The sequence below is a fragment of the Tahibacter caeni genome (genome assembly GCF_024609805.1).
Lineage (GTDB): Bacteria > Pseudomonadota > Gammaproteobacteria > Xanthomonadales > Rhodanobacteraceae > Tahibacter > Tahibacter caeni.
The window spans coordinates 1-12,277 of sequence record NZ_JANFVR010000135.1; the positions used below are offsets into that span (position 1 = coordinate 1).

A 12,277-nucleotide genomic window follows, 5' to 3' on the forward strand; every position below is an offset into this window, starting at 1 on the left:
GCAGTAATGCCGGGGCCGGCGGCGCGCGGATGCAATCCGTGCGCGAGGACGTGCCGGCGGCGTATCGCGACGAGCCTGCCGTCGCTGCGGCGTCGACGCCGGAGCCGGTGACCCGACGCAATGAGTCCGTCGCCGCGCCAGCCGGCGATGCGGCGGCGCAGGCGCGCGCGGCGATCGCTGCGCTCGACATCGCCTCGACGCGGCGCGGATCGACGGCCATGGCCGCTGCAGCGCCTGCTGCCGGCATGGCGGGGACGGCCTCGGCGGCGGCACGTCCGACCGAAACGCCGCGCGACAACGGTACGGCAGCTCCGGCCATCGTCGACACGGCGCCGGCGCATTCGCCCGTTGCGCTGCAACCGCGCGACTGGGCCTCGCTGATCGAACGCGCCGACCTGCGCGGTCCGGTCGGACAGCTCGCGCGCAATGCGGCGCTGGTCGCCGTCGACGGCGACGTGTTGCGGCTCGCGCTGGCCTCAGAGCACTACAACGTGCTCGCGCCGGCCATGGTCACGCAACTGCAGGACAAGCTCGCCGCGGCCGCGGGCCGGCCGCTGCGCTGCCATTTCGAGCAGGCGCGCGGCAGCCTGGATACGCCGGCAGAACAGCTCGCGCGCTCGCGCAGCGCGCGCCAGCAGCAGGCCGAAGAAGACATGGAACGCGATCCGTTCGTACAGGCCGCGATGCGCGAATTCGGCGCGCGCATCGTGCCGAACTCGGTGCGTCCCGGCGACACGACGCATTGACCGCGGCGGCGGCCTTGGCCGGCGCCGCGGCAGACACCATCTCGACTCGGATACCCATTCCCGGAGCCAATCATGCGTGGACCCCTAGGCAACCTCATGCAGCAAGCGCAGCGCATGCAGGACAACCTCAAGAAGGCGCAGGAAGAAATCGCCAAGCTCGAAGTCACCGGCAGCGCCGGCGGCGGCCTCGTCAGCGTGACGATGAACGGCCGCCACGAAGTGCGCCGCGTCAACGTCGACCGCAAGCTGCTGCAGGACGATCCGGAAATGGCCGAGGACCTCATTGCCGCGGCGTTCAACGATGCGGCCAACAAGATCGCGAGCGAAACCCAGTCGCGCATGGCCGGCGTCGCCGGCGGCATGAATCTGCCGCCAGGCTTCTCGCTGCCGTTCTGACGGGAAGGGACCGGTCACGTGTCCGCGCTGCGGCACCCGCGCTCGTCCGTCTGCATTCGCGACCGCGCCGGATGCGTGCGCGGCCGCGGTCCGGTCGTCCGCGCGACACGCGCAGGCGGCAGACAGGCCGGCACGTTCCGACCGATCCGGAGGTCGCCCGACGCATGAGCGCCGCATCGCCGTTGCTCGCCGAGCTCATCGAGGCCCTGCGCTGCCTGCCGGGGGTCGGCGCCAAGAGCGCGCAACGCATGGCCTTCCACGTTCTCGAGCGCGACCGCGCCGGCGCGCGCCGGTTGGCCGAGCGCCTGGCCGCGGCGGTCGAGCGCATCGGCAACTGCCGGCGCTGCCGCGGCTTCAGCGAAACCGAGATCTGCAGCGTCTGCGCCAATCCGGCGCGCGATGCGAGCCTGCTCTGCGTCGTGGAGAGTCCGGTGGATCAGGCCGCGGTCGAGACGGCGACGGGCTTTCGCGGCCTGTATTTCGTGCTGCTCGGACGGCTCAGCCCGCTCGACGGGCTCGGCCCGCGCGAGCTCGGTCTCGACCAGCTGACCGAGCGGCTGCGCAGCGGCGAGGTCAAGGAGCTCATCGTCGCGACCAACCCGACCGTCGAGGGCGAGGCCACTGCCCATCTGCTGTCGCAGCTCGCGCGCGAGGCCGGCGTGCGCGCGACGCGACTCGCCCACGGCGTGCCGCTCGGCGGCGAACTGGAATTCATCGACCGCGGCACCCTGGCTCACGCCTTCGGCAGCCGCCAGACCCTGACCTGAGGAGCGTCATGAACGACACGATTTTCGGCAAGATCCTGCGCCGCGAGATTCCGGCCGACATCGTCTACGAGGACGACGACCTGATCGCGTTCAAGGACATCAGCCCGCAGGCGCCGGTGCACGTGCTGTTCGTGCCGAAGGCGCCGATCGCGACCTTGAACGATCTGCAGCCGAACCAGGCCGAACTGCTCGGCAAGCTGTTCCTCGCCGCGGCGGCCTATGCTAAGCGCCAGGGTTTCGCCGACAACGGCTATCGCTGCGTGATCAACTGCAACAGCCACGCGGGCCAGACCGTGTTCCAGCTGCACCTGCATCTGCTAGCCGGCGCACCGCTGCGCAGCGGCTTCGGCTGAGCGCGCGACGCGGCGGAGCGTCGGCGGTCGTCCTCCGCCGACGCCATGTTGCGGCGGCAGTCAATGCCGGCGATGCGGATGCACGATCACGACCGGCGGGAACGGCGTGCGATACCAGAACGGGTCCCAGCCGTAGCCGTAAGGGCCGTAGAACCACGGATCGGGATAGCCCGCGCGCAGGTAGCGCGGTTCGTTCCAGAGATAGATCACGTCGGCGTCGACGCGCGGATAGTCGTAGTCGTAGTCGCCGACCTTGCGCCTTTCGCTGCCGTTGACCGTGCCGGTCACGGTGATCTCGCGGCCGGGCTCGAAAACCGCCGGATCGTAGAAGCCGGCGCGGCAGGCGAGGAAGCGGCCTTCGCTGCGGTCGCGCCGCAGCGGCCGGGCGCTCGCGTCGAGCGGCCTGGCGAGCACTTCGAAACAGGAACGGTCGCGGCCGTTGTCGACGCGGATGATTTGGCCTCCCCAGCGAACTTTCCCGGCGGACGTCGCGGCGGCGTCGGCAGGGCCGGTCGCGGCGAAGTCGCCTTGCAGCGGCTTGGGCGCGGTCGCGCAGCCGGCCAGCGCGAGCAGCGCGACCGGCAGCAGGATCAGACGAACAGTAGACATGACGGGACTCCTGGCAGGACGTCTACGGCCACGACGATACACCGCCGCGCGTGGTCGCGGCCTGACGACGGTGGAATTCAGGATCCGTGCAGCGCGCCGAGATCGGCCCGCCGCACGGCGCGCGCGAACTCGCGCGCGGCCGCGTCGGCGACGTCGTTTCGCGCGTAGCGCAGCTGCAGGTAGCGCGCGAACAGCGGCTCCAGCGCCTCGCGCGCCTGCGGCCGCTGCTGCAGCAGGCGGCGCAGATAGTCGGCCGGGCCTTCGCTCGGCGCGCGCGCGAAACCGTAGCGGCCCAGCCGGTTGCAGAGCCGCGCATAGGCGCGATCGACGCGGTCGGCGTCGTCATGCGCGCGGCGCACGGCCCACCAGAGGCCGAGCGCGGCGAGCACGCCCATGCCGAGCGCGAACGCGATGCCGAGCTCGCGCCAGTCGGCCTGTTCGATGCCGACGCTGCGCAGCAGGCCGCGCTGGCTGAGCTCGTCGAACTGCACGACGATCTGGGTCCATAGGCGGTTGGCGATGTCCCAGTGATTGCGCAGCGCGAGCAGCCACTCGCTGCCGTACCAGCGGTTGAACGCCGCGTTCGCGGCGCTGCCGATCTCGATGCGGTCCGGGCTCACGGCCGCCGTCGGGTCCACGCGCACCCAGCCGCGGTCGTCGAACCAGACCTCGTTCCAGGCATGCGCGTCGGACTGGCGCACGACCATGTACTCGCCGGTCTCGTTCCAGTAGCCGCCCTGATAGCCGATGACGACGCGCGTCGGTATGCCGGCCGCGCGCATGAGCACGGCGAAGGCCGAGGCGAAATACTCGCAGTAGCCCGCGCGCGTCTCGAACAGGAAATCGTCCATCGCGTGACGGCCGAGCGGCGGCGGCGACAAGGTGTAGCGGAAGTTCTCGCGGATCAGGTCCAGCGCGGCCTGTACGACGCGCTGCGGATCGCCGTACTGCTGCGCCCACTCGCGGCCGAGCGCGACCGTGCGCGGATTGAAACCTTCCGGCAGGCGCAGCGCGCGCCGGCGCTGCTGCACATCGAGGCCGCCCAGCGCATAGCGCGGCGCCGAACGCAGCGCGTAGCGCAGCGGCTTGTCGATCGGCCGCGCGGCGGCCAGGGTGAAGTCCTCGTCGCGGGAATAGCCGACGGCATCCATCGTCGGCAGATCCAGAGCGAACAGCCAGCGCTGCCGGCTCGGTTCCTGGGTGATCTCGTAGACCACCTCGGGCCCCAGCGCGCGGAGCTCCTGCCGGCCGGGATCCAGCGGACCGCCGCCGGCGCGCGACCAGGTGCGGCCGTCGTAGCGCCAGAGCACGACGCCGCGCCAGTAGCGCTGGGCCGCCGGCGGCGGCGCGAGCGCGACGAAGCTGACGCGGAACGCCGGCTGGTCGTCGAGGAACAGGTCGCTCATGTTGCCCGGCGACATGGAATCGCCGATGCCGGTCTTGCCCTGCGGCACGCTCTGCGTGGCCCAGAGCGGTGCGGTCAGCCGCGGCAGGAACAGGAACACGAGCACCGCGAGCGGCACCGCGGCGAGCAGGTTCAGCAGCACGCTGCGTGCTTCGCGCAGCAGCGCACGCGCGGCCGGCTGCGCCGGATCGCGGCCGTCGGGCTCGAGCGCGCGCAGCAGCAACAGCAGCGGGATCACGCCGAGGCCGACGTAGATCGTCGTCAGTATGTCCTGCTCGAACAGCAGCGCGGTCATCAGCACGAAGCTCGCGAAGGTCGCGATCGCGCGCGCGTCGCGCGGGGTTTCGGTTTCGCCGAGCTTGAGCACGAGCATGCCGACGGCGAACACGCTGCCGGGATCCAGGCCGAAGATGTTGCCGTACTGCAGCCAGACGATGATCGGCAGTGCGAGGGTCAGCGGCAGGCGCAGCAGGGCCGGCGGCTTGCCCCAGTCCGGCCGCCGGCGGCGCTGCAGCCAGCGTGCGGCGATCGCGCCGGTCATGGCGACGCTGAGCCAGAGCGGAAAATGCGTCGCGTGCAGCAGCACGCCGCAGAGCACGGTCAGTGCGGCGAGGTCGAACTGGCGCCGGTCGAGCCGCATCGTCAGAGCAGCGCCAGGGCGCGCAGGCAGCGCTGCCGGTGCGCGCTGCCGATGTCGGGACCGAAGCGCTGCCCCGGCAGCAGCAAGGTGTAGCGCGCGCGGCGCTCCTCGGCCATGAGCACCCAGCGCGTCAGCCGCGCGATGCGCGCCTCGAGGTCCAGCGCCGGCAGCGCGTCGAAGTCGAGCACGTAGTCTTCGCCGATCAGGTTCTCGGGTTCTCGCACGAGCAGCCGGTCGTGGCGCGCGCTGGCCTTCCAGGCAATCGAGCGGAGCGGATCGCGCGCGCGGTATTCGCGCAGCGCGCCGAAATCCTCGCCCAGCGGCTGGACCACGCTGCGCTGCGCCTCGCGGCCGGACTGCGGCAGCGGCACGGCTTCGGTCTCGGCGCGCGGATAGACCAGCGCTTCGATCTGCGGATTGAGCCAGCTCCAGGCGCGGAACAGGCCGTAGGGCCAGCGCGTCCACAGACAGATCCGCGGCACCGCGAGCGGGCCGCGGCGCTGCGTCGGCAACGCCAGGGTCGCCCGCAGCGGCTCGCCGGGCAGCGCCGCGAGCACCGCCTCGACGTCGCCGATCTCCACGCGCAGGCCGTTGCGCCGGCGCGGGCTCGCGGCGAAGCCGAGTTCCAGCGGCAGCGGATCGCCGGCATGGCAGGAGCCGGCCTGCACGCGCTCGAGGCTGACGCCGTCGAGCGTACGGAACGCGATCAGCATGCTGAGCACGCTGACCGAGCCGAGCACGGCGGTCAGCAGCAGCGCCGGGTTGTTGTAATAGTTCAGCGCGCCGACGCTCATGATCAGCAGCATCGACGCGAACACGAGGCCGAACCAGGTCGGCACGACGTAGATGCGGCGCCGGTCGAGCCGGATCGGCAGCGGCTCCTTGGCGCGCAGCCGCGTCAGCGCCGGCAGCCGCTGTTCGGCCCAGGCCTGCAGGCGCAACCACGCGGCATTCAGAGCGGCGGCGGCGCTCAACGCACGGCCACGCCGGCCAGGAGTTCGCGCGCGACCGCGACGCGGTCGCGCTGGCCGCCGCCGCCCAGGGTCAGGCGATGCGCGGTGACCGGCACGAACACGGCCTGCACGTCCTCGGGCAGCACGTAGCCGCGGCCGTGGAGCAGCGCCTGCGCGCGCGCCGCGGCGAGCAGCGCCAGGCCGGCACGCGGCGACAGTCCTATGCGCACGTCGGCGTGGCTGCGCGTCGCGCCGATCAGCGCCTGCAGATAGTCGATCAGCGCGGGACTCGCGACGACGTTGCCGACGAACTGGCGCAGCGCCTGGATGTCGGCCGCGTTCATGCAGGCGGCCAGGGTCGCGATGAGCTCCTGCCGGTTCGTCGAAGTCAGCAGCTCGCGCTCGGCCTCGCGGCTCGGGTAGTCGAGGCTGATGCGCAGCATGAAACGGTCGAGCTGCGAATCCGGCAGCGGATAGGTGCCGGCCAGGTCGAGCGGGTTCTGCGTCGCCACGACGAAGAACGGCGCCGGCAACGCATGCGTGCGGCCGTCGACAGTGACCTGCTGCTCGGCCATGGCTTCGAGCAGCGCGCTCTGCGTCTTCGGCGTCGCGCGATTGATCTCGTCGGCCAGCACGAGCTGCGCGAACAGCGGTCCCGGATGGAATTCGAAGCGCTGACCGTCGCGCTCGAAGATGCTGACGCCGATAATGTCCGACGGCAGCAAGTCGCTGGTGAACTGCACGCGCTGGAAACTCAGGTCCAGAGTCGCGGCCAGCGCATGCGCCAGCGTGGTCTTGCCGACGCCGGGCAGGTCCTCGATCAGCAGATGCCCGCCGGCGATCAGACTGACGAAGGCGTGATTCACCTGGCCCGCCTTGCCCAGCACGACACTGTTGACCTGGGCAACGGCGCGGTCGAGGCGCGTGCGCAGTTCGGAAGGCAGGACCAGCGGAGAATCGGGCGTGATTGCAGTCATGTGTCGGCCGGATGAGGATGCGCAGTGCATCGTGAAGCGAGTGTAGCCAGCGAAGCGATATCGACGCGATACGCACTGACCGTGTTCGGTCTGCTGTGGTTCGCGACGCAGATAATCAAGGTCTGCATCGCCGCGACCTTGGCGCCGTTCGGCGACGAGGCGTTCTACTGGCAGGAAAGCCGCACGCCGGCCTGGTCGTACACCGACGTGCCGCCGGCGACGGCGCTGCTGATCCGCGCGGGCGAGGCGCTGTTCGGCCATTCGCCGCTCGGCATGCGCAGCCTGTTCCTGCTGCTCGGCGCGGCGGTTCCGCTGCTGCTCTGGCGCGAGGCGCGCCGGCTCGCCGATGCGCGCGCGGCTTGCTGGAGCGCGAGCGGCTGGCTGCTGCTGCCGCTCGGCGGCAGCCTCGGCGTCATGGCCTTGCCCGACGTGCCGCTGACGCTGGCCGCGCTGCTGATGCTCGCCGGACTGCTGCGCGCCGTGCAGGCCGAGCGGAACTGCGCGCGGGGCTGGGTCTGGCTCGGCGGCGGGCTCGCGCTGGCCTGGCTGTCGCACTATCGCGCGGCGATGCTGCTGCCGGGCGGCCTGGGCCTGCTGCTGGCCAGTCCGGCCGCGCGCCGGCTCTGGCGCCGGCCCGGATTCTGGCTCGCGCTCGGCGCGGGACTGCTCGGCCTGGTGCCGCTGCTGCTGTTCAACCGCTCGCACCAGTGGTCGGGCCTGAGCTTCCAGCTCGTCGAGCGGCATCCGTGGACCTTTCATGCGGATGCACTGCTGCAGCCGCTCGAGCAGGCCGTGGTCGTCACGCCGCTGCTCTACGGCCTGCTGCTCTGGGCGCTCTGGCGCAGCTGGCGCGCGCGCCGCGCATCCGCGACCGCGGCGGTGCTGGCCTGGGCCGGTTTCGCCGTCGTCGTCGGCTATTTCGTGTTCGGCCTGTTCGGCGACGACCTGCGCTTCCGCCTGCACTGGCCGCTGCCGGCCTACCTCGCGGCGCTGCTCGCGCTCGGTCCGCTCGCGGCGCAAGGGCAGGGCGCGCGGCACCTGCGGCTGGCGGCCTATGCGCTCGCCGCCGCCGGCAGCCTGGCCGCCTACGCCTACCTCGCGGCCGCGGCGCAGCCGGCGCTCGCGCAGCGGCTCGCGGCCCACAAGGCGTTTCCGTACAACTTCGTCGGCTGGGACGAGGCCGCGGCGCGCACGCGGCACTGGCTGCAGTCCGAAGCCGCCGCGGTGCCGGTGCTCGTGGCCGACAATTTCCTGCTCGGCGCCGAGCTCGATTTCCAGCTCGACGGCGCGCGGACGGTCTATTCGCTGGACAGCCCGCGCAACGTCAAGCACGGTCGTGCGCCGCAGCTCGCGCTCTGGGCGCGCGACGAGCGCGGCCTGCGCGGGCGCGAGTCCGGCCGCGCCGTGCTGCTCGTGGTCGAGCGCACCAGCGGCAGCGAACGCGAGCGCGCGGCCTGGCAGCAGTCGCTGTGCCGGCGCATCGCCGATCTGCAGCCGCTGGACGAGCTCGCGCTGTTCGGCGGACGTAAGGTGTTCGCGTGGTATCGCGGCCGCGTGCCGGCGCCCGGTGAGACCGTTGGCTGTGCGACAGCCGGCGGCTGAGCGGGTCTGCGACGGACGAGGTCAGAGCACCGCGACGCCGGCGCGGCGCAGCAGCCGGCACAGCGCGATCATCGGTAGGCCGATCAGCGCGCTCGGGTCGTCGCTGGTCACGCGCTCGAACAGCGCGATGCCGAGGCCTTCGGACTTGAAGCTGCCGGCGCAGTCGAGCGGCCGCTCGCGCTCGACGTAGCGTGCGATCTCTGCCTCGTCGAGGACGCGGAACTGCACGGTGGTCAGGTCGGTTTCGGCGTGGACGCGCAGCGCAGCCGGATCACGCGCGTCGGCGAGGCAGAGCGCGGTGTGGAATTCGACTTGGCGGCCGCTGCAAGCGGCGAGCTGCGCACAGGCCGTCGCGGCGTCGCCGGGCTTGCCCAGGGTCTGGCCGTCGAGCGCGGCGACCTGGTCCGAACCGATCACGAGCGCGCCGGGATGACGCCGCGCGACGGCCAGCGCCTTGGCCATGGCGAGCCGCTCGGCCAGCGCGCGCGGCGTCTCGCCGGCCTCGCGCGTCTCGTCCACGTCCGGCGCGGCCTGGCGGAACTGCGGCGTCAGCCGGCGCAGGAGCCCGGCGCGGTAGCGCGAGGTCGAGCCGAGCACGAGATCGACGTCGGACAGCGTCGCCACGACGAGGTCCGCACTCATCGCGCCTGGGCTTCGCGCAGCGCCGCGGTGATCTCGTCGAGGTGCTGCAGCTGGCGTTCCATGGACCGGCGCGACTGGCGCAGCGCGCCGACGGCGACGTCCAGCTCGGCCTGCCGCGCTTCGGCCGCATGCTGCTGGATCCAGAGGCGGTGCTGCAGCAGGTCGCGCAGGGCGGCCTGGACCTTGTCGTCGGCGGCCAGTGCCTCGTCGGCGTCGCCGGTCATTTCCTCGGGCAGGTCGACCAGCATGCCGCGCAGGTTCTGCATGCGCTCGCGGCAGGCGATCAGGCTGGCTTCCAGGGTGTCGGCCTCGTCGAGCAGACTGCGCAGGGCCTGCTCGCGCCGGCGCCAGCGCCGCTCCCGCAGGAAATAGAAAGCCAGCCCGGCCAGTACCAGGGCGATGGACGCGATCAGATAATTCATCGCCGCGCAGTCTGCCCCAAGGCCGGGCGGGCGTAAATCGCGGCCGGGCGTGGCTAAGTGGCGGAGTCCGCGCAGGTTTCGTTTGACTTCCCAGGGCGCCGAAACTACCATCGCGCGCCCATGTCTGCGCCTTTCCCTGAGATAGTCGACGCTTGGCGCATGGTTTCGGCGCGGCGATCGTTCAACGGCAGCCTGCCCGTAGCCCAGTTGTCGCGCCTGTGCGAGGCGCTGGCGGCGCCGGACGGGACGATCGCGTACGATATCGAATTCGACCGGGACGAGCTGGGCGTTGCCTACCTCGCCCTGCGGGCGCAGGCCGAACTGATCCTGACCTGTCAGCGCACGCTGGAACCGTTTGCATGGCCCGTGCGCATCGACACCCGTCTGGGCCTGATCGTGCGGGAAGAAGATGAAGCAGGCCTGCCGCCCGGTTACGAGCCTTTGTTGCTCGAATCGGCCGAGCTCAGGCCGGCGGAAGTGATCGAGGACGAGTTGCTGCTGGCCTTGCCCTTGATTCCGGTCAAACCGGGCCTGGAGGAGTCGGACCAGACCTGGTCCACCGATCCGGACCAGACTGAAGAACCGCAGCGGCCGAACCCGTTCGCCGCGCTGAGCAGTCTGAAGAAAGGATAGAAGCAGCGGCGGTGGCGCCACGCAATTGGCGCAGGTGCGGCGAAGGCCGCGTAACTGATTGGTTCGTCACCGCTTACGGCAAGCGAACACAGGCGTTTTTGGAGAGTTCCCATGGCAGTGCAGAAATCCCGCAAGACCCCGTCGACCCGCGGCATGCGTCGTTCCCACGATGCGCTGTCGGCCAAGCAGCTGGCGACCGACCCGACTACGGGCGAAGTCCACGTCCGCCACCACATCACCAAGGACGGCTACTACCGCGGCCGCCAGGTGATCCCGAGCAAGACCCCGGTCCACACCGAAGACTGATACCGTCGGGCCGCCAGCCGGCCCGAACCAGTCGACACGCAATTCCGGCGCGCAGGCGCCGGAATTCGTTTGTAGGCTGCGCGAATCCCGCCCGGGGCGCGCAGCGCATCGATTCAGGGGGAAGCCGCTCTGATTCATTCCCGTATCGCAGGCACCGGCAGCTATCTGCCGGAGAAGATCCTGACCAACGCGGATCTGGAAAAACTCGTCGACACCTCCGACGAATGGATCCACAGCCGCACCGGCATCCGCCAGCGCCACGTCGCCGCGGAAGGCCAGACCACGTCCGATCTGGCCGAGCGCGCCGCGCGCGCTGCCCTCGACGCCGCCGGCGTCGACATCGCCGAGATCGAGCTCATCGTCGTCGGCACGACCACGCCCGACCTCATTTTCCCGTCCACCGCCTGCCTGCTGCAGCATCGCCTCGGCGCGAACGGTTGTGCCGCGTTCGACGTCAACGCGGCCTGCTCGGGCTTCCTGTATGCGCTCGGCGTGGCGGACAAGTTCATCCGCTCGGGCGCCGTCAAGAAAGCCCTCGTCGTCGGCGCCGAAACGTTGACGCGCATGCTGGACTGGAGCGACCGCGCGACCTGCGTGCTGTTCGGCGACGGCGCCGGCGCCGTCGTGCTGACCGCCGACACGGAGCCCGGCGTCATCTCCACGCACCTGCATGCCGACGGCGCCTACAAGGAACTGCTGTGGAATCCGGTCGGCGTGTCCGCGGGCTTCAAGCCCGAGGAAAAGAATGCCGGCGTGCGCGTGCTGATGACCGGCAACGAAGTGTTCAAGGTCGCGGTCAAGACGCTCGACGCCGTCGTCGAGGAAACGCTGACGGCCAACGGCCTCGACAAGTCCGCCATCGACTGGCTGATCCCGCACCAGGCCAACCTGCGCATCATTCAGGCAACGGCCAAGCGGCTGGAAATGCCGATGGACCGCGTCATCGTCACGGTGGACAAGCATGGCAACACATCGTCGGGCTCGGTGCCGCTCGCGCTCGACCACGCGGTGCGCTCGGGCCGCGTGCAGCGCGGCCAGCTGCTGCTGATGGAAGCGTTCGGCGGCGGCTTCACCTGGGGCTCGGCCCTGGTCCGCTACTGAGAAGATTCCGAGCAGGCGTCGGCAGTGCGGCTCCCGGACCCTGTAGTCCCCCACGATCGCGCCGAACGCTTGCTCTGCAACCGTCCGGCATCGAGAGGGGACGACGAGCAAGGTCGAATTCCGACTTGTTCAGGAGCTCCTTGAGAGCCGCTGACGTGCCGCGGCTTTCCTGCGCGGCGAGCGGTCGCCACAATCGCGCGGTTCACGGGCGCGGAATGCGATCCGGTAGCGCCGCTACCCGTGATCCTGGCTCCGTCCGCAGTCCGCTTTGCCTTTCCATCTTGCTCGCGTGTACGCCATGACTTCATCTCATCTCGCTTTCGTGTTCCCGGGCCAGGGCTCGCAGTCGGTCGGCATGCTGGCCGAGCTCGCCGCCGCGCACGGCCTCGTCCGCCAGACCTTCGACGAAGCCTCGGCCGGCGCCGGCGTGGACCTCTGGGCCCTCGCGCAGCAGGGACCCGAGGACCAGCTCAACCGCACCGAGAACACGCAGCCGGCGCTGCTCGCGGGGTCGGTCGCGGTCTGGCGCGTCTGGCGCGAGCAGGGCGGCGCGCTGCCGGCGCAGCTGTCCGGCCACAGCCTCGGCGAGTACTCGGCGCTGGTCGCCGCCGGCGCGCTGCCGCTCGGCGACGCCGCGGCGCTCGTGGCCGAACGCGGCCGGCTCATGCAGGCCGCCGTGCCGGCCGGCGTCGGCGCGATGGCCGCGATCCTCGGCGGCGACGACG

15 protein-coding genes and 1 pseudogene are annotated in these 12,277 nt (G+C 71.0%); 9 read left to right on the plus strand and 7 right to left on the minus strand.

Annotated features, from left to right (window positions below; translation table 11 throughout):
- A partial coding sequence (locus NON22_RS12870; protein ID WP_257387342.1) for a hypothetical protein occupies window positions 1–220 on the minus strand: 220 nt, incomplete at its 3' end.
- Between NON22_RS12870 and NON22_RS12875 the strand changes: the two genes are divergently transcribed.
- The 4 genes from NON22_RS12875 (at window position 219) to NON22_RS12890 (ending at window position 2,262) form a co-directional block, all read left to right on the plus strand.
- Entirely contained in the window at window positions 219–746 is a 528-nt protein-coding gene (locus NON22_RS12875) for a DNA polymerase III subunit gamma/tau C-terminal domain-containing protein (RefSeq protein ID WP_257387343.1), read from the plus strand. The genes NON22_RS12870 and NON22_RS12875 overlap by 2 nt on opposite strands.
- A 72-nt stretch (window positions 747–818) precedes the next feature.
- Entirely contained in the window at window positions 819–1,142 is a 324-nt protein-coding gene (locus NON22_RS12880) for a YbaB/EbfC family nucleoid-associated protein (protein ID WP_257387344.1), read from the plus strand.
- A gap of 164 nt (window positions 1,143–1,306) precedes the next feature.
- A complete protein-coding gene (gene recR, locus NON22_RS12885; protein ID WP_257387345.1) occupies window positions 1,307–1,909 on the plus strand; it encodes a recombination mediator RecR in 603 nt (200 codons plus the stop codon).
- An 8-nt stretch (window positions 1,910–1,917) separates the two neighbouring features.
- A complete protein-coding gene (locus NON22_RS12890; RefSeq protein ID WP_257387346.1) occupies window positions 1,918–2,262 on the plus strand; it encodes a histidine triad nucleotide-binding protein in 345 nt (114 codons plus the stop codon).
- 60 nt (window positions 2,263–2,322) lie between these two features.
- On the opposite strand, the gene NON22_RS12895 is transcribed toward NON22_RS12890, so the two are convergent.
- The 4 genes from NON22_RS12895 to NON22_RS12910 form a co-directional block, all read right to left on the minus strand.
- On the minus strand, window positions 2,323–2,871 hold the full coding sequence (locus tag NON22_RS12895; protein ID WP_257387347.1) for a Slp family lipoprotein: 549 nt from the start codon (window positions 2,869–2,871) through the stop codon (window positions 2,323–2,325).
- Between the two features lie 77 nt (window positions 2,872–2,948).
- Complete coding sequence (locus NON22_RS12900) at window positions 2,949–4,916, minus strand: transglutaminase TgpA family protein (protein ID WP_257387348.1); 1,968 nt, start codon at window positions 4,914–4,916, stop codon at window positions 2,949–2,951.
- Between the two features lie 2 nt (window positions 4,917–4,918).
- Window positions 4,919–5,890, minus strand: a complete 972-nt coding sequence (locus NON22_RS12905) for a DUF58 domain-containing protein (protein ID WP_257387349.1) — start codon at window positions 5,888–5,890, stop codon at window positions 4,919–4,921.
- Complete coding sequence (locus tag NON22_RS12910; RefSeq protein ID WP_257387350.1) at window positions 5,887–6,846, minus strand: AAA family ATPase; 960 nt, start codon at window positions 6,844–6,846, stop codon at window positions 5,887–5,889. Before NON22_RS12910 ends, NON22_RS12905 begins: the two co-directional genes overlap by 4 nt.
- A gap of 24 nt (window positions 6,847–6,870) precedes the next feature.
- Here NON22_RS12910 and NON22_RS12915 point away from each other — a divergent pair, with 24 nt between their 5' ends.
- Window positions 6,871–8,448, plus strand: coding sequence for a glycosyltransferase family 39 protein (locus NON22_RS12915; protein WP_257387351.1), 1,578 nt, complete (start codon window positions 6,871–6,873; stop codon window positions 8,446–8,448).
- Window positions 8,449–8,469: 21 nt separating this feature from the next.
- On the opposite strand, the gene NON22_RS12920 is transcribed toward NON22_RS12915, so the two are convergent.
- On the minus strand, window positions 8,470–9,090 hold the full coding sequence (locus tag NON22_RS12920) for a Maf family protein (protein WP_257387352.1): 621 nt from the start codon (window positions 9,088–9,090) through the stop codon (window positions 8,470–8,472).
- Window positions 9,087–9,512, minus strand: coding sequence for a hypothetical protein (locus NON22_RS12925; protein WP_257387353.1), 426 nt, complete (start codon window positions 9,510–9,512; stop codon window positions 9,087–9,089). Before NON22_RS12925 ends, NON22_RS12920 begins: the two co-directional genes overlap by 4 nt.
- A 363-nt stretch (window positions 9,513–9,875) precedes the next feature.
- Between NON22_RS12925 and NON22_RS25000 the strand changes: the two are divergent.
- The 4 genes and pseudogenes from NON22_RS25000 to NON22_RS12945 form a co-directional block, all read left to right on the plus strand.
- Window positions 9,876–10,145, plus strand: a pseudogene (locus NON22_RS25000) (YceD family protein); the annotation flags it as partial.
- A gap of 111 nt (window positions 10,146–10,256) precedes the next feature.
- Window positions 10,257–10,451 carry a 50S ribosomal protein L32 gene (gene rpmF, locus NON22_RS12935; protein ID WP_257387355.1) on the plus strand — a complete coding sequence of 65 codons (195 nt, stop codon included), beginning with the start codon at window positions 10,257–10,259 and terminating at the stop codon, window positions 10,449–10,451.
- Between the two features lie 129 nt (window positions 10,452–10,580).
- Window positions 10,581–11,552: a beta-ketoacyl-ACP synthase III gene (locus NON22_RS12940; RefSeq protein ID WP_306673803.1), complete on the plus strand. Its 972-nt coding sequence runs from the start codon at window positions 10,581–10,583 to the stop codon at window positions 11,550–11,552.
- 298 nt (window positions 11,553–11,850) lie between these two features.
- Window positions 11,851–12,277, plus strand: a 427-nt coding sequence (locus NON22_RS12945) for an ACP S-malonyltransferase (protein ID WP_257387356.1), incomplete at its 3' end; no start/stop codon positions are given.

Coding starts and splice junctions, on each gene's coding strand:
- NON22_RS12875 (WP_257387343.1), top strand. CDS start 219: ATGGCCGCTGCAGCGCCTGCTGCCGGCATGGCGGGGACGGCCTCGGCG.
- NON22_RS12880 (WP_257387344.1), top strand. CDS start 819: ATGCGTGGACCCCTAGGCAACCTCATGCAGCAAGCGCAGCGCATGCAG.
- recR (WP_257387345.1), top strand. CDS start 1,307: ATGAGCGCCGCATCGCCGTTGCTCGCCGAGCTCATCGAGGCCCTGCGC.
- NON22_RS12890 (WP_257387346.1), top strand. CDS start 1,918: ATGAACGACACGATTTTCGGCAAGATCCTGCGCCGCGAGATTCCGGCC.
- NON22_RS12895 (WP_257387347.1), bottom strand. CDS start 2,871: ATGTCTACTGTTCGTCTGATCCTGCTGCCGGTCGCGCTGCTCGCGCTG.
- NON22_RS12900 (WP_257387348.1), bottom strand. CDS start 4,916: ATGCGGCTCGACCGGCGCCAGTTCGACCTCGCCGCACTGACCGTGCTC.
- NON22_RS12910 (WP_257387350.1), bottom strand. CDS start 6,846: ATGACTGCAATCACGCCCGATTCTCCGCTGGTCCTGCCTTCCGAACTG.
- NON22_RS12920 (WP_257387352.1), bottom strand. CDS start 9,090: ATGAGTGCGGACCTCGTCGTGGCGACGCTGTCCGACGTCGATCTCGTG.
- NON22_RS12925 (WP_257387353.1), bottom strand. CDS start 9,512: ATGAATTATCTGATCGCGTCCATCGCCCTGGTACTGGCCGGGCTGGCT.
- rpmF (WP_257387355.1), top strand. CDS start 10,257: ATGGCAGTGCAGAAATCCCGCAAGACCCCGTCGACCCGCGGCATGCGT.